The sequence below is a fragment of the Motiliproteus sp. genome, from assembly GCF_965230735.1.
Lineage (GTDB): Bacteria > Pseudomonadota > Gammaproteobacteria > Pseudomonadales > Balneatricaceae > Motiliproteus.
Genome location: NZ_OZ246016.1, coordinates 3,904,659 through 3,928,344, shown reverse-complemented (window position 1 = coordinate 3,928,344; position 23,686 = coordinate 3,904,659). Strand labels below are relative to the sequence as shown.

Here is a 23,686-nt window from a genome sequence, read left to right as displayed (position 1 = left end):
GGCAGGTTGGTCTATTCGCCGGCGGCGGTTTGTAGGAAGCGCTGCAGCATTTCCGGGGTTCCGGCGAAGGCCAGTCCATCACGGATGTCGGAGGCGATGGCCAGTTGCAGGGCCAGACTGTCCTGGCGCTCAATCGCGGTGATCGCTTCTTTGTGGCGATCAATCAGGTAGTGGTCCTGCAGTTGCTGAGTGGCCAGTCGGACGAAGGGGCCCAGTTGCAGCCACAAGCTCTCGATCAGCGGTAGCGTGATCTGGTGCGGGTTGGCTCCGTAGAGCAGGCGATGGAAGCGCTGATTGAGGCGGTTGATCTGCTCCAGCTCGCCGCCCTTCTGGGCCTGATCGATCTCCAGATCCAGTTGGCGTAACTGCTCCAGACGTTCATTGTCGACATAGGGGAGTGCCCGCAGGGCGGCGTGACATTCAAGGGCGATCCGGGTCTCGCAGAGCTCGGTGAACTTCATTGCCGTCATCTGCGGCACGGTTACCCGGCGGTTGCCGAGAATTTCCAGTGCATTTTCTGCGGCCAGCTGTCGCAAGGCTTCCCGGACCGGCATCGGGCTGACGCCGAGCAGATCGGCCAGGCCACGGATCGTCAGGGCCCTGCCGGGAGGGATCTGTCCGACCATCAGGGCGTTTCTCAAGCTCTGATAGGCCCACTGTGTGACGGTTTGGGAGGGCTGGCGCTGGGGAAGGCTGATATTTAACGGCGGTTGTTTGGTCATATCGGTGGCTGGTGCGTAAGGGTTTTGACCGATGTTAACAGAAATGTGATCACTTTTTTCTGCTGGCTGTTGAGTGAGATTTGATTGCAGCCTTAAGCAGTGACGCGGGGTAGGATCGCGGTTCTTTCAGCGAAGGTATTAGATAACATCCTGTTTACATTGAATATTATCGGTTGGCTAAGTGAGATGAGGTTGCTGTTGAAGCTGGAGAATCTGCTCTCTACCTCTTTTGGATTGTCATGTCAATAACCCCGCGTTGGGGTAGTTTCGACCGCTGGCTGACGTATATTCAAACTACGTGAAAAGCGTGATGAGAGTCGGAATAACCGACCGGGACACGCTTAAACGGGCAGTAGAACAATAACAAACAGGCTATGAAGCTTCTCGCTGGGTGCCCCCATCACCTTTAAGCAAAGTAGAAATAGCAGATGGAGACAGATCAATGCACAACAAGACTCTTGGGATCGCCGCCGCCGTAGCCCTTTCATTGTCCGCTTCGGCCATGGCCGAACAGAAAGTGGTCAACTTCTATAACTGGTCCGATTATATGGATCCGGCCCTGATTCCACAGTTTGAGCAGGAGACCGGGATCAAGGTTAATCTGGATTACTACGATTCCAATGAGGTGCTTGAAGCCAAGCTGATGACCGGCGGCTCCGGTTATGACGTGGTGGTTCCGACCGGCTCCTTCCTCGAGCGTCAGGCTCAGGCCGGCGTCTATATGGAGATCGACCGCTCTAAGTTGAGCAACGTCGGCAATATCGATCAGGTGCTGGCGGGTAAGATCTCCGGCCATGATCCGGATAACCGTCACAATGTCCCCTACGCTTGGGGCACCATCGGTCTGGGCTATAACGAGGCGATGATCAAAGAGCGCCTGGGGGATATGCCGGCTAACAGCCTGGATCTGATCTTCAAGCCGGAAGTCGCCGCCAAACTGGCCGATTGCGGTATTGCGCTACTGGATTCTCCCGCCGAGATGATGTCGATCGCGCTGAACTACCTGGGGCTTGATCCCAACTCAGAGAAGAAGTCCGATCTGAAAAAAGCCACGGCCTTGATGGTCGAGGCGCGTTCCAACTACCGTTACTTCAATTCCAGCAAATATATCTCCGACCTGGCCAACGGTGAGATCTGTCTGGCGGTCGGCTATAACGGTGACGTGCTTCAGGCGGCTAGTCGCGCCGAAGAAGCGGGTCAGGGTATCGTCGTCAAGTACGCCATTCCGAAAGAGGGCACCGTAGCCTGGTTTGACCTGCTGGCGATTCCTGCCGATGCGCCCCACCCTGAAGAAGCCCACCAGCTGATCGACTTCCTGCTGCGGGCTGAATCCGGCGCTGGCATCGCCAACTACGTGTTCTATGCTGTCGCTAATAGCGCCGCTGAGCCGCTGCTGCTGGACGAGGTGAAGAACGATCCGGGTATCTACCCGAGCGAAGAGGTCAAAGCCAACCTCTTCACCCAGAACGCCCATACCTCCAAATACGATCGCATCTTGACCCGCGCCTGGACCAATATTAAAACCGGTCGTTAAGTCATTCGCTTAACCGGGGAGGCAGCTGTCGTCTCCTCGGTTATCTTTAATCAGATACAGGGCCGATCGGGCAACAAGCCGTTTCCGAGTCGATCTCGGGTGTACGAAAAGCCCCGTTCTTGGGCTGATCAGCACTTCTTTCTCGCTGCTTAGTACGCCCCTTCAGCCATTCCGTTCGAGACAAAGTTATGAGTACAGCTGTAACCGAGATGCCGGCAGTTGCGCCCGCGCAGCAGGAGATCCCCGTATGGAAGCAGGAGGGGGCGGTACCCTTTCTTCAGATTCAGGGTGTGACCAAGATGTTCGGCGAGTTTACCGCCGTCGATAATGTCTCCCTGGATATCTACAAAAATGAGTTGTTCTGCCTGCTGGGTGGTTCCGGCTCAGGCAAGAGCACCCTGCTGCGGATGCTGGCGGGTTTCGAGAGTCCGACCTCCGGGCGGATTCTGATCGACGGTGTCGATATGTCCGGAGTGGAACCCTGGAAGCGCCCGGTCAACATGATGTTCCAGAGCTATGCGTTGTTTCCGCACCTGAGCGTGGCTGACAATGTTGCCTTCGGCCTAAAGCGCGAAGGCGTTGCGAGAGCGGAGATCAAACAGCGCGTCGCTGAGATGCTGGAAATGGTCCAGCTGGGCCATTTGGGGCGTCGTAAGCCCAGTCAGCTCAGTGGTGGTCAGCGACAGCGGGTGGCACTGGCACGGGCGCTGGTAAAGCGGCCCAAGTTGCTGCTGCTGGATGAGCCGCTTGGGGCGTTGGATAAGAAGCTGCGTGAAGAGACCCAGTTCGAGCTGATGAATATTCAGGAGGAGCTGGGGGTGACCTTTGTGGTGGTGACCCACGACCAGGAAGAGGCGATGACGCTGGCGACCCGGATCGGGGTGATGAACCACGGCGTGATCGTCCAGACCGATGAGCCCCACGATGTCTACGAGTATCCCAGCAGTCGCTTCGTGGCCGAGTTTATCGGTTCGGTCAACCTGTTCGAAGGTAAGGTGATCGAGGACAAGCCGGACAGCGTGCGGATCAAATCCAAGGAAGCCGGCAGCACCCTGTTTATCAACCACGGTATCAGCTGTTCGCCGGATCAGATCGTCCATGTGGCGGTCCGCCCGGAGAAGATTCGTCTGAGCCACGAAAATCCGGGCCAGTGCGACAACTGTCTGAGCGGCACCATCGAAGATATCGCCTATATGGGGAGTCTGTCGTTGTTCCGGGTCAAGCTGGCCAGTGGCAAAGAGGTGCGGATCACCCAGCCCAACTTCGATCGTCGCATTGGCGAGCGCTTTACCTGGGGTGACAGGGTCTACCTGCACTGGGACGAAGAAAGCAGCGTGGTACTGACATCATGAGTGGCAAACCTCCGATTCAGACCGGACCCACGGTCGCGGCGGTCGACGCGATCACCCAGGGTCTGGCCAAATATAATTTCTTCCGTCGCGTCAGCTGGGGCCGGTTGGCGGTTATCGCCGTACCGATGCTGTGGCTGGCGGTGTTCTTCTTCGTGCCCTTCCTGGTGGTATTCAAGATCTCGCTGGCCGAAACCGCGATCGCGATCCCGCCCTATACCGCACTGGTCGAGTGGGTGGGGGACATGGAGGAGGCTTACATCACTCTGAAGCTGAATCTGGGCAACTATCTCTATCTGCTCGATGACGTCTTCTATCTGGATGCCTATCTCAGCTCGATCAAGATTGCCGGGATCTCTACCTTCTTTACCCTGCTGGTGGCGTTCCCGATCGCCTACCTGATGGCCCGCACCAACGGCTCGACCCGGGCGCTGTTGCTGGCGCTGGTGATCCTGCCGTTCTGGACCTCGTTCCTGCTGCGTGTTTACGCCTGGATGGGCATCCTGAAGAAGAACGGACTGGTCAACGATATCTTGTTGGGGCTGGGAATCATCGATGAACCCCTGACGATGCTGCAGACCGACTTCGCAGTTTACCTGGGGATCGTCTACACCTACCTGCCGTTTATGGTGCTGCCGCTCTACAGCGCGTTGGAAAAACTCGATATGACCCTGCTCGAAGCAGCCGAAGACCTGGGCAGCCGTCCGGTGACCAGCTTCTTCCTGATCACCCTGCCGTTGTCGTTGCCGGGTATCGTGGCCGGCTGTCTGCTGGTGTTTATCCCGGCCGTCGGTGAGTTCGTGATTCCGGCCCTGTTGGGCAGCCCCGATACGCTGATGATCGGACGGGTGCTCTGGGATGAGTTCTTCCTCAACCGCGATTGGCCGATGGCCTCGGCGGTGGCAATCATGATGTTGATCATTCTGGTGTTGCCGATCATGTTGATCCGTAATGCTCAGGGCAAAGAGGAGTCAGCCTAATGAAACGTCGTTCCTTGTTTCTGAATACGTCGGCGACGCTGGGATTTGTTTTCCTGTATGCCCCGATCATCGCGTTGATCGTCTACAGCTTCAACGCCTCCAAGCTGGTTACCGTCTGGGGTGGCTGGTCACTGAAATGGTATGTGTCGCTGTTTAACAACGATCAGATCATCGATGCCGCGCTGCTGAGCGTGAAGATCGCCTTTATCAGCGCCACCGCGGCGGTGGTCTTGGGCACCATGGCCGGGTTCGCCCTGAGCCGGTTGGGACCGTTCCGCGGCAAGATGATCTTCTCCGGCTGGGTCACCGCCCCGTTGGTGATGCCGGAAGTTATCACCGGTCTGTCGCTGCTGCTGCTGTTTGTGGCGATGGAGGGGATGTTCGGTTGGCCGTCCGGACGGGGTGCCAGCACCATCATCATCGCCCATGTCACCTTCTGTATGGCTTACGTGGCGGTGATCGTGCAGGCCCGGTTGTCGTCGATGGACGAGTCGCTGGAAGAGGCGGCGATGGATCTGGGGGCTAAACCGCTGCACCTGTTCTTCCTGGTGACGCTGCCGTTGATTTCACCGGCCATTATCTCCGGTTGGTTGCTGGCGTTCACACTGTCGCTGGACGATCTGGTTATCGCCAGCTTCGTCTCCGGGCCGGGTAACAGTACTCTGCCGATGGTGATTTTCTCCAAGGTCCGTTTGGGGGTCTCGCCGGAGGTCAACGCGTTGGCGACCCTGATGATACTGATCGTGGCGATCGGTGTCGGTCTGGGGATGTGGCAGTTGCGTCGTCAGGAGAAGCTGCTGGCGCAGCCGGAAAACTGATGGATCGGTCGGTCATTACGGCTGACCGGATCCAACCCGATAGCATTAACGAATGGGGCTGTCCGAGCTCAGCGACTGCGCCCCATTGATATCAAGATATTATGAGGTGAAGCATGAAGCTGGGGATTCTGGCGACCGGTATTACGCCCGATGAACTGCTAGAGTCGTATGGCTCCTATGCGCAGATGTTTATCGACCTGTTCGAGCAAGCCGGAGAGGCGTTCGACTATGAAATCTTCGACGTACGCGACGACCGCTTTCCTGACGCAGCCCGGGTTTGTGACGGCTGGATCATCACCGGCTCCAAGTTCAACGTCTACCAGGACCTGCCCTGGATGCAGCGACTCAAACAGTTGATTCTGGAGATCGATAAAGCCGGGTTGCCGATGGTGGGAATCTGCTTCGGGCATCAGATTATTGCCGAGGCGTTCGGTGGTCGGGTGGACAAATACCCGGGCGGTTGGGGGGTGGGGCTGCACCGTTACCAGCTGACCGATGCGGCCTCGTCGATTTCAACGGGCCTGTCCAGCGACGGGGCTTTCACCATCAGCGCGATGCACCAGGATCAGGTGTTGGACAAGCCTGTCCAGGCTGACGTGATCGCCGAGTCGGATTTCTGCGCCTATGCCGGGCTGCTCTACAACAACCGGATTCTGACCCTGCAGGCCCATCCGGAATTCAACCTGGCCTACGAGACCGATCTGGTCGCGCTGCGTAAAGGGGAACCGATCCCGACGGAGACGGCAGAGCAGGGCTTGCAGACACTGCAGACCGGCTCACCGCAGATCGACTCCGTCACCGTGGCCGGCTGGATGGCCGAGTTCCTGAAGCAGCGCCAGCTGGTGTAGTCGGGTTATTGGTCCGGTTGCGGCCATAACCAGGCCGCTCCACGAACACCGCTGGCATCGCCGTGTAGTGCGGCTGCCAGTCGGGTGTTGACGCGATCAGAAAACACGTAGTCGCCCCAGCGGGCCGGAATCTCATTATAGAGTTGTTCGATATTGGACAGCCCGCCGCCGAGCACGATCAGGTCCGGGTCGAGCAGGTTAATGACGCTGGCCAGCGAGCGGGCCAGCCGATCGTAATAGCGGCCCAAACTCTCCTGGGCTTGAAGATTACCGGCGCCGGCCTGACGCACCAGCTGCTCGACGCTAAGTCGTTCACCGTGACGTTGCTGGTGATCGGCCGACAGGCCCGGGCCTGACAGGTAGGTCTCGATACAGCCGTGCTTGCCGCAGTAGCAGTGCCGGGCGGGCTGATCCTGCTCCGAGAGCCAGGGTAGCGGGTTGTGGCTCCATTCGCCGGCGATTCGATTCGGCCCACTGAGCAGCTGTTGGCGATGGACGATTCCGCCTCCAACCCCGGTACCCAGAATCACCCCGAATACCGATTGGGCGCCTTGGCCGGCCCCGTCGATCGCTTCCGACAGGGTAAAACAATCGGCGTCGTTGGCCAGTCGGACCGGTCGTTTCAAACGCTTCTGCAGGTCTTTATCCAGTGGTTGGCCGATCAGGCAGGTCGAGTTGGCGTTCTTGACCCGACCGTGGTCCGGCGACAGGGTGCCCGGGATGCAGACCCCTATCGAACTTGCTTGGCCCAATTCGGATTCCGCGGTTTGCACCAGCTCGACGATCGCTCCCACCGTGGCCAGGTAATCCCCGGCGGGGGTGGCGATACGCTGGCCGTAACAGCGTTGGCCCTGCGGGTCTAGCGCTGCAATCTCTATTTTGGTGCCGCCGAGGTCGATGCCAATCCGCATTCTGTTTTAAGCCCTTATCGCACCGTCAGCACGTTGCAGCTGTTGGTGCCCGACTGGGGCGCATAGTTGCCGCCGTGGGTAACCAGCACGATATCACCGCTGTTGAGGTTGTGCTGCTGCTTCAGCTGCTCCAGGGCTTTGTCGGCCACCACCGCGATATCGCTGGCCCAGAAATCAAACCGCACCGGTCGAACGCCCCGATACAGACTGACCCGGTTTAGGGTGTCGGTATCGCGTGACAGCGCGAAGATCGGTAATCCGGAGCTGATCCTCGACAGCAGCAGCGGGGTCTTACCCGATTCGGTCAGGGCGATGATTGCCTTGACGCCCTCCAGATGGTTGGCGGCATACATGGTTGCCATCGCGACCGTCTCGGTGATGTCGGTGAAGGTCTTGTCGAGTCGGTGCTTGGAGACGTTGACGCTGGGGTGCTTCTCGGCTCCCCGGCAGATTTCGGCCATGGTTTTGACCGTCTCGACCGGATAGGCGCCCATGGCGGTCTCACCGGACAGCATCACCGCATCGGTTCCATCGAGGACGGCATTGGCGATATCCATCACCTCGGCGCGGGTCGGCATCGGGTTCTGGATCATCGATTCCATCATCTGGGTGGCGGTGATCACCACCCGGTTGAGTTGGCGGGCCCGGCGGATCAGACGTTTCTGCACACCCACCAGTTCGGCATCGCCGATCTCGACCCCCAGATCGCCGCGGGCCACCATCACTGCATCGGAAGCCAGGATGATTTCGTCCATCGCCAGCTCGGTCTGCACCGTTTCGGCCCGCTCAACCTTGGCGACGATACTGGGCTCGAAACCGGCTTCGGAGGCCAGTGTTCGGGCAAGGTCGATATCGTCGCGGGTACGGGGGAAGGAGACGGCCAGATAGTCGACGCCGATCTTGGCGGCGGTTTGGATGTCGGCTTTGTCCTTGTCGGTCAGGGCGGCGGCGGAGAGTCCACCGCCGAGCTTGTTGATCCCTTTGTTGTCCGACAGCGTTCCACCCAGGCTGACGCGGGTGATGACCCGGGTGTCTTCGATCGCTTCCACGTCCAGGTGTACCCGGCCATCGTCCAGCAGCAGGCGGTCGCCGGGCTCCAGATCCTGCGGCAGGGTTTTGTAGTCCAGTCCCACGGCCCGCTGGTTGCCGGTTCCGGCTGCCAGGGCGCTGTCGAGTTCAAAACGGTCGCCGATCTCAAGCTGTATCGGACCGTCGGCAAAGGTGGATATGCGGATTTTCGGGCCTTGAAGGTCGCCCAGGATCGCCACCTGTACACCCAGCTCGGCAGCCAGCTCCCGCACCTGCTCGGCACGCTCGATGTGATTCTCGGCACTGCCGTGGGAGAAATTCAATCTGACGACATTGGCGCCCGCCTGCAGCAGGGCTTTGAGGTTGTCGGCTTTGTCGGTGGCCGGTCCGAGGGTGGTAACGATCTTGGTACGACGGAACATGGGTCTCTCTAGGGTTGGCGAATGGGCGAAAGAGCTCTGCATCGGTGCGATGGTCGGCACGGCAGAGCCCGAAGATCCTATCAGGTTAATCATACGCTCAGACAAATGACATTTTCGATGCAGAACACCGATATATCGTCGAAAAGCCTTGTTTTCGTACCCCAAAGGGCTAACTGGCGTGGTTGTATTACACTTTCTTAGAAATCTGGTTGATTTGCATCAGCGTATTTTTGGAGGAGAAGTCGATGCAGAAGACCTTAGCTTTGATCGTACTGGCCGCGGTGACGTCGCTCTTTGGCAGTGTGGCCTACGCCGAATCCCGATGGGTTGTCGGGGCCGGGGCTTTGAGGGCCTTCGATGATGATCAGCTGGCCACCGGCAAGCTCGCCTACGAGTGGGGGCCAATGGATCAGTATTGGAATGTCAGGCCCTATGCGCAGCTGCTGGCGTCGGATACCGACGATTATTACCTGGGGGTCGGTGCGCTTAAGCAGGTGCCGCTCGGTCGCAAGTTTGCAGTCGGGATCAGTTTTTCCGCCGGGTATTATCACCAAGGTTCCGACAAGCTGGGCCAGGAACTTGACCATGATGTGGAATTTTATTCGGCCCTGATGCTCGATTATCAGCTGTCTTCCGAAACCCAGCTCAGGCTTGAGCTGGGACATATCTCAAACGCCGGTCTGGGGGATGAAAACGAAGGCACGGAATCGCTGATTCTGTCGATCGTTTTTGCTCGCTGACAGATCGGTCGTTGGTAGTGCCGGTTTAAGCCGGCAGGTTTCACCAATGGGACGGGATCAAAGCACGAACGCCAATACCGGCGGAATCGTCAGCAATGCGCCGACATTCCCCAGCAGTACGATCGAAGCCACCTGCTCGGGTTGTTGCTGATAGCGCTCGGCCATCATGTAGTTGAGCACCGCCGGCGGCAGGGCGCCGAACACCAGCAGCAGGCTGAACTGAAGCTCGGAAAGCTGCAGCCAGGGCTGAACCATCAGCACCACCAGAACCCCCGATAGCGGACAAAGCAAGGCGCCGATCACGCCCTGATGCCAATGTTTGAAACCGACCTCGACGATTCGAATCCCCAGGGTGAACAGCATCAGCGGAATCGAGATCTGTCCCAGCATCTCGATCGGTAGCGCCGCCGCCTTGGGCAGATGCCAGCCGCTCAGGCTCCAGCCGATCCCGGCAATGGTGGCGATGATCATCGGCATCTTCAGCAGGTTCAACAGCCGGGTACTGCGATCGAGCATCATCGCGCCGACGCTCATATGCAGGGTGTTTTCGACAATAAACAGAATCACTGCGGCCGGAAGTACATGCTCACCGAAGGCCAGCACCAGTAGCGGGATGCCCATGTTACCGGTGTTGTTGAACATCATCGGCGGCAGGAAGGTTTTCAGATTCAGCTTCATCAGCCGGGCGATGGGATAAAGCAGTACGCCGGAACCCAGTACAACGAGCAACCCGCCCAAGGCCAGGTCCTGGTATTGGCTCAGGGGGAACGTCTGGGTCGCCATGGAGTGAAAGATCAGCGCCGGGATAAAGATATCCATGTTGGCGCGGTTGGCGAATTCGATATCGGGGCGATGGCGTCGACCGTACAGGTAACCGCAGAGCACGATCACGAACAGTGGAAAAACGGTCAGAAAGATGCGCTCGGTCAGCGCCCAGCTGGTGGCGGTCATGGAGACGTTCCGTTGTATCTCAGCCGTGCCGGCCGTGGACGAGCAGAAAAACCGGTCGCCTCAGGACGACCGGTTGGATGAAGCGCGGAGCCTTAGCCCTTAACCGGTATAACCATGACCGGACGCTTGGCATATTTGATCACCTGGCGGGTGGTGCGGCTGCTGCGACCCAGGCTGTTGTGGGAACCCATCAGGATCATATCGGCGTCTATTTCGTTGGCGACTTCGACGATCTCGTCGGAGCGGTTACCTTCGCCGACGATCTGCTCGATGGTGATGTCAGGATGATGTTCCATATCCTGCATCTCGTCGTCGTAGAACGCCTTGACCCGGTCCTTCATGTTGTCTTTGACCTTGGCCAGACCTTCGTCGTGCATATTCTTGATCAGCTCGGGAGCGAGGTAGTTCTGGATCAGGGCCTGACCGGTTTCGCCGATTGGCTCGACCACGTGCAGCATCACCAGCTTGGCGTTGTAGAGTTCGGCCATCTTGACGGCTTGACGGAACACCGGACGGGTGTGCTTGCTCAGCGAGGTGGTGTAAAGGATGGTTTTAATCTCTGGCAGAGACATGGTGGTACTCCTTGGTACTGGATACGTCTGTCGGACAGGCTCAGCCCCGTCCGAACGGATTCTGGCGTTGCGTTAATTCTGTGACATGCGTATCGAGGGACTGCGCTTATCCTTCCAGAGGCTTTTTTGTTCGGCTACCGCGTTACGCGATAAACCGCTGCGTCCTTACTCGCTAACGGCTACCCGGAGTCCGACTTTTGAGCGGTATGTCGGGTAGACTTTGGTTTTATACTCCAAGCCAGCGGGCGTGACAAACCTAATTGTCAGCCCACGGGTTTTCGGTCACGTTGAGGGCAAAATCAGCAGCCGCAGCGACGTTTCGAGGTCTTGCCGATACCTGGGTTAAAGGTGTTGGTCGGGTCCAGCTCGGCGTAGAAGCTCTTCAGACCCTTCTCCGCTTCGTACAGATGGCCGACGTTATGCTCGGCCGGGTACTTGGCCCCTTTGGCGGCCAGGATCTCGAGCATCTGCTGCTTGATCGCTTTGGCGTCCGCACCCTTCTTCAGGATGTAGTCCTGATGGAACACGTGGCACATAAAGTGACCGTAGTAGAGTGAGCTGACCAACTGCGAGCGGATCGACTCCGGCAGCTTTTCGACCCACTCTTCGTCGTTACGTTTGAGCGCGATATCCAACGCCAGGATGGTCTCGACCTCCTTGTGGTGGACGGTCTCGTAGCGGATCGCCGCACCGGCGGCGGCGAAACGCAGCAGATAGGCCTTCTTGGCTTCGTCGGCGCTACAGGCGATGTAGCCACCCTTGGCCGGATCGCTGAAGAACGCTTTCAAATAAGCGTCGGCTTCGTCGATGCCTTCGTCACTCATCTTCAAAATCAGGTGGTGTTCATAATCGTCGCGGAACTTCATCAGCCGTTTGGGCACGATGTTGGGCCAGCAGCGGCTCATGATCTGCATTACCCGGTCCGGCAGTTCCTTGGGCAGGAAACTGAAGCGGTTCAGCCAGGCGCTGATCGATCCCTTCATGGCGAACAGCTTGGGCAGCGGATCGGTGCCCAGGTAGTTGATCATCAGGAAGGTGTCTTTGCCGTACTTCAGCGCGATATCGAATACATCACGGTGCATGTACTCGCCGACTTCCGGCAGGTTTTTGAAGCCTTTGAGAATGTCGCGACGCAGCTGGGTCAGCTGGGCCGGATCGTTGGTGCCGATGTAGTAGACCTGCTCTTTCTGCGGCACCTCGAAGGTGTCCAGGCGCACCGCGAAGATCGCCAGTTTGCCGGCGCAGCCGCTGGCCTCGTAGAGGCGGCGGGTATCGGCATTGAAGCGGGCCGGGGTATCGGCGTCAACGTCTCGCAGGATCTCCGGGTAGTCACTGGCCGACGCTTTACCCGGTGCCGGTGTGCCGTCGGTGGAGAAATTCTGCTGCTCGAGGTTGCTGAGCATCTCTTCGGGGCTATCCCCTAGCTCGATACCCAGATGGTTGACCAGCTCCAGTTCGCCGTTATCGCTGATGCGGGCGAACAGTGACAGTTCGGAATAGGCCGGGCCGCGCTTGACCAGTGCGCCACCGGAATTATTGGCGATACCGCCGATGATGGAGGCGCCGATACAGGATGAGCCGATCACCGAGTGGGGCGCCCGGTTCAGTGGCTTCAGCAGCTTTTCGAGCTTGAACAGGGTGGCGCCGGGCAGGCTGATGATCTGACGGCCTTCGTCCAGCAGGTAGATGCTGTCCATGCGGGTGGTATTGAGGATGATGATATCCCGGTCGTAATCCTCACCGCTGGGGGTCGATCCCTCGGTCAGACCAGTGTTGGCGGCCTGCATGATGATGATCTTGTCGGCCTCGACACAGGCCTTTAGTACGCGCCACTGCTGCAGCAGGCTGGTTGGGAACACCACGGCCAGGGCGCTGCCTTCGCCGGAGCGGAAGCCGGTACGGTAGTGTTCGGTCTGGCGCTCGCCGGTCTTGATATTCTCACGACCGACAATAGACGTTAACTGATCGATAAATTGTTGTGCTGACATAACGCTGTCCTGCCTGAAATTCGTCGTGAAGCGGGGTTGGCGAGGCGGATGAAGCCTGGATTGAGAGGGGGGTGAAAGGCCCGCAGAGCAGCGGGCCGGATTTCACGTCGGCTCTCGTATCAGCCGTAGGCGGCGGCCGGTAGCCAGATCACCAGCTGCGGCCAGAGCACCAGCACCACCAGTGCGATCAGCTGCAGGATGATGAATGGAATGACACCCTTATAAATATCGCTCAGCTTGATATCCGGCGGGCATACACCCTTCAGGTAGAACAGTGCGAAGCCGACCGGTGGGGTTAAGAACGATGTCTGTAGTGCCATCGCCACCAGCATCACGAACCAGACCAGCTCGGGGTTGTCGACCACACCGTAGCCGTCGATCTCGAAGCCAAGGGCGCTTATCACTGGCGCCAACAGCGGCAGGATGATCAGTGTGATCTCGATCCAGTCGAGGAAGAACCCGAGCAGGAAGATGATGAACAGGATGAAGGCGATGATGCCGTAAGGGCCGAACGGCAGACCGGTCAGGAACGACTCGATCAGCTCGTCACCACCCAGTTCACGCAGTACCAGAGCGAAACAGGTCGCACCGATAAAGATCGCGAAGATGTAAGCGGTGGTGTTGTAGGTGCCCTGCATGACCTCTTTGAGCACCTTGAAGCTGAACTTCTTGTTGTACATCGCCAACAGCGTTGCACCCAGGGCACCGACACCGGAGGCTTCGGTCGGGGTGGCGATACCGGCGAAGATCGAGCCCAGTACGATAAAGATCAGCAGCAGGGTCGGGGTGACCGCCTTCAGCAGGCCGATAAAGGCGCGCATGGTCACGCGCTTGGCATCTTCGGGTACCGGGGCAGAATCCGGGCTGAAGAAGCCCACGCTCAGGATGTAGATGATATACAGTGCGCCCAATAGCAGGCCTGGGAAGACCGCGCCCATAAACAGGTCACCTACCGACAGGCCCAGCTGGTCAGCCATGATAACCAGCATGATGCTGGGTGGAATCAGGATCCCCAGGGTACCGGCGGAGGCGATAGTGCCCAGCGCGAACGGCTTGGAGTAGCCTTGCTTCATCATCGATGGCAGCGACATGACTGCCAGCAGCACCACGGAGGCTCCGATGATGCCGGTGGAGGCGGCCAGGATGATACCGATGGCGGTGACGGTGATCGCCAGGCCACCGCGGACCCGACCGAACAGTTCCTGCATCGACTGCATCAGTTTTTCGGCAACGCCGGACTTATCCAGCATGATGCCCATGAATATGAACATCGGCAGGGCGACCAGGATCCAGTTATCCATGATTTTGAATAACCGGTTGACCACCAGGCCAAGGGTCAGGAAGTCGAGCCCGGTAAAGGCATCCAGATACATATCGGCCAGATAGCCGATGCCGGCGAAGATAACCCCGATACCGCCCAGAACCCAGGCGACCGGAATGCCGGTAAACAGCAGCGCGATGAACGACAGGAACATCGCGATAACGAGAATCTCATTAATTTCCATCGTTACTCTCCCCGGAACAGCAATACAACATCACGAATCAGGCGTGAGACCACGGCCAGCGCCAGCATGGCGAAACTGAGCGGGATGACACTCTTGATGGCCCAGCGCCAGGGCAGGCCGGAGGGGGAGTCCGAGGACTCGTTGATGCGCCAGGAATCGGCGACAAAATCGAGGCTGTGGATAAAGATCACCGTGATAAACGGCAGTACCAGTACCAGAATACCGATGATATCGATAATCCGCTTGTTCCGAATTCGCAGGCCGCCGTAGATCAGATCCACCCGGACGTGGGCGTTGTTGATCTGGGCGTAGGACATGCCGAACATGACGCCGATGGCATACAGGTGCCACTGCAGTTCTTCGAGAATGATCAGGCCGCTGGAAAGACCCTTGCGCAGGAATACCTGGGTGATGATAACCAGGACCAGTGCGACATAAACCCAGGCGATCAGGTGGCCGATCTTGCGGATAAAAGCATCAATACAATCAGCCACAAAGACTGGATGCTCTTGGTGTTGATGGTGACTTTGCACGATAGAAACCTCTTGTGAGCGCGCAGGAAAACTCAGCGGTAGCTAAGAAGTGCCGTTGTCGGTGCGGGCTCGTCAAAATGGTTTGGCTGCGTACCGCTCTTGTGCGCCGGCGGCTGGCAGAACAACTTACTGGCCGCTGCCTGGTTGGCTAAACGCATCGGGGCAGCTGGCGGAAAAAAGGTGGCCGGGGCGTGAGCTTCCCCGGCCAGGGGGAGCCCGACGGGCGGGCTCCGGTGTTGCAGGTCTTACAGGTTCGGCTGTGGACGCGGCAGGAAGGCGTTGGCTTCCCACAGGTCGTAACCGTCACGGAAGTTGCTCATGTCGGTGTAGACCTTGTTAAAGAAGGCGTCCTGCTTCTTCTCTTCAACCACCTGGTCCCAGGTGTTCTTGAACAGGGTCAGCATTTCGTCGTTCCAGTAACGGATCTCTACACCGTTGGCTTGAGCCTTGGCCATAACGTCGTGCTGCATGGACTCGCCTTCAGCGATCGCGTTGGTCATGGAAGCTTTACAGGTGTTTTCCAGGATCGCCTGGTTGGCTTTGCTCATCTTGCCCCAGGCGTCTTTGTTCACGAGCAGTTCAAACACGGTGGACTGCTGGTGCCAGCCGGGGAAGTAGTTGTACTTGGCGATCTTGTGGAAGCCCAGACGCTGGTCGATAGCCGGCTGGGAGAATTCGGAGGCGTCGATGGCGCCTTTTTCCAGTGCACCGAAGATTTCACCACCCGGGATCTGTACGGTACCGACACCCAGTTTCTCCATCACGCTGGCACCCAGACCGAAGAAACGCATGTTCAGACCTTTCAGATCTTCCGGCTTATCGATCGGCTTCTTGAACCAGCCGGAAGTTTCCGGAGAGATGATGGCGCAAGGCAGAACCTTAACGTTGTAACCGGCGGTGTCGTACATCTCTTGATACAGCTTCAGGCCGTTGCCGAAGTACATCCAGGCCAGGTATTCACCCGCTTCCGGACCGAAAGGTACGGCGGAGAACAGGGCGGCGGCAGGCATCTTGCCCTGCCAGTAACCGGCAGTGGCGTAACCGGAGTTAACCTTGCCGCTGGAAACAGCTTCGAGGATCTCGGGCGGAGCAACCAGCTTACCCGGCTCATAGATCTTCATCTTCAGTTTGTTGTCGCTCATTACCGGCAGCTGTTCGGAAACCCACTTGATCGGGGTGCCCAGCGCGGGGAGATGAGTGCCGAAGGCAACAGGGGTTTTGAGCAAGGTTTTGTCAGCAGCGGTGGCCGGTACTGCAACCGACATCGCAGCGGTCAGGGCAGCTGCAGTTACAGCGGTACGAGCAAGCTTTGTCATGATGAATCCTCGAATGTTCGTTTTTGTTATCTGTTCGAACCTGGGGAAGGTTGTTGGTAAATTGGTAATACCAATGTTTGCTTGGGCTTATTACCCTATTGATTTCAGGGGGTAGCTGTCAACCCTCTGATGGGAGGTTTGATTAAACTTTGGTCTAAATAATTTGTAACTCTATGATTTATATGGGGCTGTCTATATAGGAAGAAGGATAAAAAAAGTTTGGTGCAATTTGTGGCAAGCGTCGGCGAGTGGTTTTGCATATCCGGGCATCCGTGCTATAACTGCTGAAACCAAAAATTGGTAATACCAATATTTCGAGACGAGTAATTTGAGTCAATGAAGTATAGACGAGTAAAACAGCCCAAGATCTCCGATGTGATTATGGAGGAGCTGGAGAGCATGATTCTGGAGGGGAGTTTGAAGCCCGGCCAGAAGCTGCCTTCGGAGCGCGAGCTGTCGAAACAATTTGAAGTATCGCGTCCTTCGCTGCGTGAGGCGGTACAGAAACTGGTGGCCAAGGGGTTGCTGACCAGTCGCCAGGGGGGCGGTACCTATGTATCGGATACGCTCGATGGCGGTTATGCGGATCCTTTATTAACCCTGTTTTCCTCTCACCCCGAAGCGCAGGCTGACCTGCTGGAATTCCGTCATGCCCTCGAAGGTGTTGCTGCCTATTATGCTGCGTTGCGAAGCACCGAATCGGACCGCCGGGCGATCCAGAAAATCTACGATGAGCTGGAGGGTTACCACGAGGTCAAGGCGTTCGAGCAGGAAGTGAAGGCCGACGTCGAGTTCCACCTGCGAATCGCCGAGGCCTCGCACAATGTGGTGTTGCTACATACGATGCGGGCGCTGCTGGGACTGGTAGAGAAAAATATCATGAACAACCTGGAGCAGGCTTACCCGCAACGCGGGCATCGCTCCAAGATCCACGGCCAGCACAAGGTCCTGATGGAGGCTATCTTTGACGGTAAGCCGGAGCAGGCACGCCAGGCCGCCTACGATCACCTGGCCTACGTTGAAGAGGTGGTTTCCGACTACGGTAAAGAGGAAGCCCGTCAGAAGCGTTCGCGTAGACGCTCGGAATTGAGTAAGTAGTTCTATGTAGTTTTACTACTTTTTGGTCTTGTTTTAGGTCGATTTTGTTGATTTTGTAGACAAGTGATAGCTGTTTTTGTAGTATCGCTACGCTTTTTCATCCCAGGGGGGAACGCTGCAGTGCAGCAATGCCGCAGGCCATAGGTTGATCGGGTGCTCAATCCCCAGCCCGATTCTGGTCAATAGCGGCTTTTTTGGAGGTCATTAGAGTGCAAGAACGTATCGAAGATATCGATCCTATTGAAACGCAGGAGTGGCTGGATGCCCTTGAGTCCGTTGCCAAGAATGAAGGCTCCGACCGGGCAAAGTATCTGCTGGCCAAGCTGGGACAAAAAGCCCGCGAATTAGGTGCCGAGCAGAACGACACCGTCACTACACCCTATTGCAACACCATTGCCCCCAAAGATGAGCAGCCGCTGCCGGGTGATCTCTTTATGGAGCGTCGCATCCGCTCGCTGATCCGCTGGAACGCGATGGCGATGGTAATGCGCGCCAATGACAACGATGATGGCCTGGGCGGTCACATCTCCAGCTTCTCCTCCTCTGCGACGCTGTACGATATCGGCTTCAACCACTTCTTCCGCGGCCCTGAGGGCGAGCAGGAAGGCGACCTGGTTTTCTTCCAGGGTCACATCGCGCCGGGTATCTATGCCCGTGCTTACCTCGAAGGTCGTCTGACCGAAGAGCAGATGGACAACTACCGCCGTGAAGTGGACGGCAACGGTCTTTCCTCCTACCCGCACCCCTGGCTGATGCCTGACTTCTGGCAGTTCCCGACCGTTTCCATGGGTCTGGGTCCGATCCAGGCGATCTACCAAGCCCACGTGATGCGTTACCTGTCCGCCCGCGGCATGATCAATCGGGGCGACCGTAAGGTCTGGGCCTTCCTGGGTGACGGTGAATGTGACGAGCCTGAATCCCTGGGCGCCATCGCGCTGGCCGGTCGTGAGAAACTGGAAAACCTGATTTTCGTGATCAACTGTAACCTGCAGCGTCTGGACGGCCCGGTTCGCGGCAACGGTAAGGTGGTTCAAGAGCTCGAAGGTGAATTCCGCGGTGCCGGCTGGAACGTGATCAAGGTTCTGTGGGGTCGCCATTGGGATCCGCTGTTCGAGAAGGACGAAAAAGGCCTGCTGCTCGAGACCATGAACGAGATCTGCGACGGTGAACTGCAGAACTGTAAGGCCAACGGCGGCGCTTATACCCGCGAGCACGTATTCGGTAAGCATCCGGAGCTGCTGGAGATGGTCAAGGATATGTCCGACGAGGACATCATGAACCTGAACCGTGGCGGCCACGACCCCTACAAGGTTTACGCGGCCTACCATGAGGCGGTTAACCACAAAGGCCAGCCGACCGTCATTCTGGCGCAGACCGTTAAAGGCTACGGCACCGGTAAGTCCGGTGAAGCCAAGAACGCTACCCACTCCATGAAGAAGGTGGCGATGGATGACCTGCTCGATTTCCGTGATCGCTTCAGCATCCCGCTGGACGATGACCAGCTCAAGACCACCCCGTACTACCGTCCGTCCCCGGACAGCCCTGAACTGAAGTACATGATGGGCCGCCGTGAGAAGCTTGGTGGTATGTACCCGCAGCGTCGCAACGACTTTGAAGCGCTGAAGATTCCGTCGCTGGAAGACCTGGGCGGCCAGCTCAAGGACAGCGGCAAGCGCGAACTGTCCACCACCATGTCGTTTGTTCGTACCCTGTCGACCCTGGCGAAAGACAAGAATATCGGTGATCGCATCGTTCCGATCGTACCGGACGAAGCCCGTACCTTCGGTATGGAAGGTATGTTCCGTCAGCTGGGTATCTACACCTCGGAAGGTCAGCGTTACGTGCCCCACGATCGCGACCAGATCATGTGGTACAAGGAGTCCAAGCAGGGCCAGATCCTGGAAGAGGGGATCAACGAATCCGGCTCCATGTCAGCCTGGATCGCGGCCGCTACCGCTTACTCCAACCACAACTGCCCGCTGATCCCGTTCTACATCTCCTACTCGATGTTCGGTCTGCAGCGCACCATGGACCTGGCCTGGGCGGCCGGTGATATCCAGGCCCGCGGCTTCCTGGTCGGTGCCACCGCCGGTCGGACCACCCTGAACGGTGAAGGCCTGCAGCACGAAGACGGTCACAGCCACCTGCTGGCCGCCACCATCCCGAACTGTGTCGCCTACGATCCGACCTACGGCTACGAGCTGACCGTGATCATGCAGGACGGCATGAAGCGGATGTTCGTCGACAAAGAGAACGTGTTCTATTACCTGACCGTGATGAACGAAAACTACCCGCAGCCGGCGATGCCGCAAGGTGCGGAAGAGGGCATCATCAAGGGTCTGTACCTGCTTGAAGAAGGCAAGAAGACCGCCAAGAAGAAGGTTCAGCTGATGGGCTCCGGCACCATCCTGCGTGAAGTCCGCGCCGCTGCCGATATCCTGCGTGCCGACTTCGGCGTTGAGTCCGATATCTGGAGCGCCACCAGCTTCAACGAGCTGCGTCGTGAAGCGCTGGATTGCTCACGCTGGAATCTGCTGCATCCGGAAGAGGCGCCGCGCACCTCCTACGTTGAGCAGTGCCTGGCCGATCGCAAGGGCCCGGTTATCGCCTCCACCGATTACATGAAGGCGTTTGCCGATCAGATTCGCGAATTCGTCCCGTCCCGCTACGTGGTATTGGGCACCGACGGCTTCGGCCGCTCCGATACCCGCGAGAAGCTGCGCGAGTTCTTCGAAGTTAACCGTTACTACGTCGTTGTTGCTGCGCTCAAGGCGCTGGCCGATGAGGGTACCATCAAGGCTTCCGTCGTCTCCGAGGCGATCAAGAAGTTCAATATCAACCCCGAGAAGCCGAACCCGACCACCGTTTAAGGGTTGGGATTGAACGCGAGACGACGAGAGGAACAGAACCGTGAGTGTAACAACCATTACCATTCCGGATATCGGCGGCCACGATGATGTGGACGTGATCGAGGTTTGCGTCAAGGTCGGTGACAGTGTCGAAGAGGGCGATTCGCTGATCGTGCTGGAGACTGACAAGGCTTCGATGGAAGTACCGGCCCCGGCGGCCGGTGTGATTACCAGCCTGAACCTGAACGAAGGCGATACCTGTAGTGAAGGCGACGTGCTGGGTGAGATGAACAGCGGTGGCGAAGCTGCTGCTGAAGCGCCTGCTGCTCCAGCAGAAGTGGCAGCCGAAGCACCGGCCGCTGCCCCTGCAGCCGCACCGGCTCCCGCAGCAGCTCCGGCCGCCGCGCAACCGGTGATCGTGCCCGATATCGGTGGCCACGAGAACGTCGATGTCATCGAAGTGTGCGTCAAGGTTGGCGACAGCGTCAGCGAAGGTGATTCGTTGATCGTACTGGAGACCGACAAGGCCTCGATGGAGATCCCGGCCCCGGCCGACGGCGTGATTACCGCCCTGTCGATCAACGAAGGCGATACCGTCAACGAAGGCGACCAGATTGCTGAGCTGAGCGCCGCCGGCGGCGCGCCGGCTGCTGAAGCACCGGCCGCCGAAGCTCCTGTGGCACCTGCCGCTGCACCGGCCCCGGCTGCTGCCCCTGTAGCGGGCGGCGTTGAGCCGGTCATCGTGCCCGATATCGGCGGTCACGAGAACGTCGACGTTATCGAAGTCTGCGTCAAGGTTGGCGACAGCGTCGAGGAAGGCGATTCACTGATCGTGCTCGAAACCGACAAAGCGTCGATGGAAGTCCCGGCGCCGAAGGCGGGTGTGGTCAAGTCATTGCAGATCAATGAAGGCGATACCACCAGCGAAGGTGATCAGATTCTTGAGCTGGAAGTGGCTGGCGGTGCGCCGGCGGCTGCGCCAACGCCTGCAGCAGCTGCCCCGGCACCTGCGGCGGCAGCACCCGCTCCTGCGGCGCCTAAAGCGGCGGCTCCTGCCGCCTCCGGTGCTAACCTGGAGCAGCTCGAAAAAGGTAACAAGAAGGTCCATGCAGGCCCGGCCGTTCGTGCTACGGCCCGTGAATTCGGTGTTGATTTGGCACTGGTCAAAGGGTCTGGTCCGAAAGGGCGAATCCTGAAGGAAGATGTCCAGGCCTACGTCAAGCAGGCCTTGGCCGAAGCCGCCAAGCCCAAGGCGGCTGCTGCGGTGACCGGTGGTTCCGGTATCCCGCCGATTCCGGAAGTCGATTTCTCCCAGTTCGGCGAGATCGAGCTGGAGAAGATGTCGAAGATCAAGAAGGTCACCGCCATGAACATGGCGCGCTGCTGGCTCAACGTGCCGCACGTGACCCAGTTCGACGACGTCGATATCACCGAGCTGGAAGCCTTCCGTAAGGAGATCAAGGCCGACGCTGAGAAGGCCGGTGTTAAGGTGACTCCGCTGCCGTTTATGCTCAAGGCTGCTGCTGCAGCGCTGAAAGCGCACCCGAACTTCAATGTGTCGATGCACGCCGATGGCGAACACATCGTCCACAAGAAGTACGTCCATATCGGTGTCGCGATGGATACGCCGGCTGGCCTGATGGTGCCGGTGGTTCGCGATGTCGACCAGAAGAGCATCTACCAGATTGCTGCCGAAGTGGCCGAACTGGGAGCCAAGGCCAAGAACCGTAAGCTCAAGCCGGCTGAGATGCAGGGCGCCTGCTTCACCATCTCCAGCCTCGGCGGTATCGGTGGTACCGGCTTCACGCCGATCGTACCGGCGCCGGAAGTGGCGATCCTGGGCGTTTCCCGTGCCGACATGAAACCGGTCTGGAACGGCTCCGAGTTCGTGCCGCGTAAGATGCTGCCGTTGGCGCTGTCCTACGACCACCGTGCGATCAATGGCGCCGATGCGGGTCGCTTTATGACTACTCTTGGTGGTCTGCTGAGTGATGTGCGTCGATTGATCCTGTAATCGGATTAGGCTCTATTAAAAAGCCCGCACTGGATTCCAGTGCGGGCTTTTTTGTAGCGAGGACTTTTTGTAATTGATACTGACGGAATGATTCTTGATAAGGCCTAGGGTTCAACCTGAATAATATCTTCAATCGCTGATTCAAGAAGGGTTCGGTATTCGACGTAACATAACCGTGCTTTATTGTATTGGATCAGATTTGCAGCCCATACAGCTTCAAGGTTAAGAGGCGGGGTTCCTCCAAAGCCATAGCTCACGGCTAATTTTCCTGGTACGTCCTCGAAGCCAAAACTTCCATCAATATTTTGTTTATGGATTTGAGCTTGCACTAAGGATCGAGTGACAGTTCGGGTATGACCAGCTTCTAGTCGAGGACCGATGGTGTGGGCCGTTAAATTACGGTAGTTGCTCGTTTCGTCAATGTAATCAGAAGTGTTAAGTTCTCGAAGTGCTTCTATAAAACTTGTAGATGAAGGCCAGATTCGTAGCAGGCGGGAGAGTCGTTTTTCTTTGTACTTTCTATTAAGTATCTTTGGGCGTTCTTCGGGAGTTTTGGGCTCGCCTTCAAGATAGTCCGCATAGGATGAATCGATGCTAAGGCGAACTTGGTGAAATGCAGCAGTTGCTACTGATGTGATTGTATCTCTTATCGAGGCAGGTGTGAGCAGACATTCATGTACTAATGAATCAAGAAATTCGCTACGTAGCTCACATGATTCAGTCTCATCACGAGTTTCAAGAACTTTGCTCCAGGCTTGCCATCGGTAAAGGGAGATGTTCCATCCGTTAATAATGTTGGTGAGCTCACGTAAGTCGCATCTAACCATCATATCTCCGAGGGAATGCCATTTACGCCCATCTATAAAATCGAAATCGTAGGCAAGCAATGTCTCATCTGAAGATCTGGGTAGGTCGTAGGTAATCTCAAGATATTCGTTGAACGCTTGGCGCAGTCGCTGAGCATGGTTGCGTTGCTCTTCATTCATAGATCGTTTTGATTCATGCTTGATTGTTCAAATGAGGGCTAACAGAGAGCTGGTGAAAGCTTTATTCGCCAACAAATTCGAATAGTTCAGTAGCAACAATCCTAAAAAAGCTGTGGCTTTATTGATAGGATTTATTGTTGCTTCTTAGGTATGTCCCTTTTGTCGCGACAAAAGGAACCAAAATCGCTTTCCCTACGAAACCGCCCTATGGGCACGCGCCTGAGGCGCTATCAAACCCAGTCTGAGGCGGGCCGATGGGCCGTCCATGGCCCAGCGCCCCGTCGAGTCTTCCATGACTCGACCCTTCGGGCCTTATTCAGTCTGAGTTTGATCGGTTTCGAAGGGGTGGGTTGCCAGCCGCTTTTACTGGCATTTCTAATCCTTATCGTCACGTTTTAGAGGCGAATTTCCCCAATTCAAAATTCCTGGTTATCAGGATGAACGCTCAACCCCCTTCTGCGAAGCTGAGCATTACAGCCATCTAAGGGAGAAAGCGATTGATGTTTGAGTGAGCGTAGCGA

Annotated in this window: 19 protein-coding genes; 9 read left to right on the top strand and 10 right to left on the bottom strand. The window is 57.4% G+C overall.

Translation table 11 applies throughout. The annotated features are described in order from the left end of the window. Positions 1 to 11 precede the first annotated feature (11 nt). Positions 12 to 722 (bottom strand): GntR family transcriptional regulator, encoded by a 711-nt coding sequence (locus ACO05M_RS18225; protein WP_421866267.1) that lies wholly within the window; start codon positions 720 to 722, stop codon positions 12 to 14. 442 nt (positions 723 to 1,164) lie between these two features. Here ACO05M_RS18225 and ACO05M_RS18220 point away from each other — a divergent pair, with 442 nt between their 5' ends. From ACO05M_RS18220 to ACO05M_RS18200, 5 genes are all read left to right on the top strand, one after another. Next, complete coding sequence (locus ACO05M_RS18220) at positions 1,165 to 2,256, top strand: polyamine ABC transporter substrate-binding protein (protein WP_421866265.1); 1,092 nt, start codon at positions 1,165 to 1,167, stop codon at positions 2,254 to 2,256. A gap of 188 nt (positions 2,257 to 2,444) precedes the next feature. After that, complete coding sequence (locus tag ACO05M_RS18215) at positions 2,445 to 3,608, top strand: ABC transporter ATP-binding protein (protein WP_421866262.1); 1,164 nt, start codon at positions 2,445 to 2,447, stop codon at positions 3,606 to 3,608. Beyond that, entirely contained in the window at positions 3,605 to 4,585 is a 981-nt protein-coding gene (locus tag ACO05M_RS18210) for an ABC transporter permease subunit (protein WP_421866260.1), read from the top strand. Before ACO05M_RS18215 ends, ACO05M_RS18210 begins: the two co-directional genes overlap by 4 nt. Then, positions 4,585 to 5,403: an ABC transporter permease subunit gene (locus ACO05M_RS18205; RefSeq protein WP_421866257.1), complete on the top strand. Its 819-nt coding sequence runs from the start codon at positions 4,585 to 4,587 to the stop codon at positions 5,401 to 5,403. The genes ACO05M_RS18210 and ACO05M_RS18205 overlap by 1 nt, the downstream gene beginning before the upstream one ends. Before the next feature lie 113 nt (positions 5,404 to 5,516). Next, entirely contained in the window at positions 5,517 to 6,251 is a 735-nt protein-coding gene (locus ACO05M_RS18200) for a type 1 glutamine amidotransferase (RefSeq protein WP_421866254.1), read from the top strand. Positions 6,252 to 6,256: 5 nt separating this feature from the next. Here ACO05M_RS18200 and ACO05M_RS18195 read toward each other — a convergent pair whose 3' ends face one another. Both ACO05M_RS18195 and pyk read right to left on the bottom strand, forming a co-directional pair. Continuing rightward, on the bottom strand, positions 6,257 to 7,162 hold the full coding sequence (locus tag ACO05M_RS18195; RefSeq protein ID WP_421866251.1) for an ROK family protein: 906 nt from the start codon (positions 7,160 to 7,162) through the stop codon (positions 6,257 to 6,259). 14 nt (positions 7,163 to 7,176) lie between these two features. Beyond that, positions 7,177 to 8,613: a pyruvate kinase gene (pyk, locus tag ACO05M_RS18190; RefSeq protein WP_421866249.1), complete on the bottom strand. Its 1,437-nt coding sequence runs from the start codon at positions 8,611 to 8,613 to the stop codon at positions 7,177 to 7,179. Between the two features lie 245 nt (positions 8,614 to 8,858). Between pyk and ACO05M_RS18185 the strand changes: the two genes are divergently transcribed. Then, entirely contained in the window at positions 8,859 to 9,353 is a 495-nt protein-coding gene (locus tag ACO05M_RS18185) for an acyloxyacyl hydrolase (RefSeq protein ID WP_421866246.1), read from the top strand. A 57-nt stretch (positions 9,354 to 9,410) separates the two neighbouring features. Here the strand turns inward: ACO05M_RS18185 and ACO05M_RS18180 are convergent, their stop codons facing one another. The 6 genes from ACO05M_RS18180 to ACO05M_RS18155 form a co-directional block, all read right to left on the bottom strand. Beyond that, a complete protein-coding gene (locus tag ACO05M_RS18180) occupies positions 9,411 to 10,304 on the bottom strand; it encodes an AEC family transporter (RefSeq protein WP_421866243.1) in 894 nt (297 codons plus the stop codon). A 92-nt stretch (positions 10,305 to 10,396) separates the two neighbouring features. Next, positions 10,397 to 10,876, bottom strand: coding sequence for a universal stress protein (locus tag ACO05M_RS18175; protein WP_421866240.1), 480 nt, complete (start codon positions 10,874 to 10,876; stop codon positions 10,397 to 10,399). A 299-nt stretch (positions 10,877 to 11,175) separates the two neighbouring features. Then, positions 11,176 to 12,864, bottom strand: a complete 1,689-nt coding sequence (dld, locus tag ACO05M_RS18170; protein ID WP_421866237.1) for a D-lactate dehydrogenase — start codon at positions 12,862 to 12,864, stop codon at positions 11,176 to 11,178. Positions 12,865 to 12,983: 119 nt separating this feature from the next. Beyond that, positions 12,984 to 14,369 carry a TRAP transporter large permease gene (locus ACO05M_RS18165; protein WP_421866234.1) on the bottom strand — a complete coding sequence of 462 codons (1,386 nt, stop codon included), beginning with the start codon at positions 14,367 to 14,369 and terminating at the stop codon, positions 12,984 to 12,986. A gap of 2 nt (positions 14,370 to 14,371) precedes the next feature. After that, on the bottom strand, positions 14,372 to 14,863 hold the full coding sequence (locus ACO05M_RS18160; RefSeq protein ID WP_421866231.1) for a TRAP transporter small permease subunit: 492 nt from the start codon (positions 14,861 to 14,863) through the stop codon (positions 14,372 to 14,374). A gap of 284 nt (positions 14,864 to 15,147) precedes the next feature. Then, complete coding sequence (locus tag ACO05M_RS18155; RefSeq protein WP_421866228.1) at positions 15,148 to 16,218, bottom strand: TRAP transporter substrate-binding protein; 1,071 nt, start codon at positions 16,216 to 16,218, stop codon at positions 15,148 to 15,150. Between the two features lie 336 nt (positions 16,219 to 16,554). Between ACO05M_RS18155 and ACO05M_RS18150 the strand changes: the two genes are divergently transcribed. The 3 genes from ACO05M_RS18150 (at position 16,555) to aceF (ending at position 22,179) form a co-directional block, all read left to right on the top strand. Then, complete coding sequence (locus ACO05M_RS18150; protein ID WP_421866226.1) at positions 16,555 to 17,316, top strand: FCD domain-containing protein; 762 nt, start codon at positions 16,555 to 16,557, stop codon at positions 17,314 to 17,316. A gap of 203 nt (positions 17,317 to 17,519) precedes the next feature. Further along, complete coding sequence (gene aceE / locus ACO05M_RS18145; RefSeq protein ID WP_421870796.1) at positions 17,520 to 20,186, top strand: pyruvate dehydrogenase (acetyl-transferring), homodimeric type; 2,667 nt, start codon at positions 17,520 to 17,522, stop codon at positions 20,184 to 20,186. 40 nt (positions 20,187 to 20,226) lie between these two features. Next, positions 20,227 to 22,179, top strand: coding sequence for a dihydrolipoyllysine-residue acetyltransferase (aceF, locus tag ACO05M_RS18140; RefSeq protein WP_421866223.1), 1,953 nt, complete (start codon positions 20,227 to 20,229; stop codon positions 22,177 to 22,179). Positions 22,180 to 22,283: 104 nt separating this feature from the next. Here the strand turns inward: aceF and ACO05M_RS18135 are convergent, their stop codons facing one another. Then, positions 22,284 to 23,165 (bottom strand): hypothetical protein, encoded by an 882-nt coding sequence (locus tag ACO05M_RS18135; RefSeq protein ID WP_421866220.1) that lies wholly within the window; start codon positions 23,163 to 23,165, stop codon positions 22,284 to 22,286. Between the last annotated feature and the right edge of the window lie 521 nt (positions 23,166 to 23,686).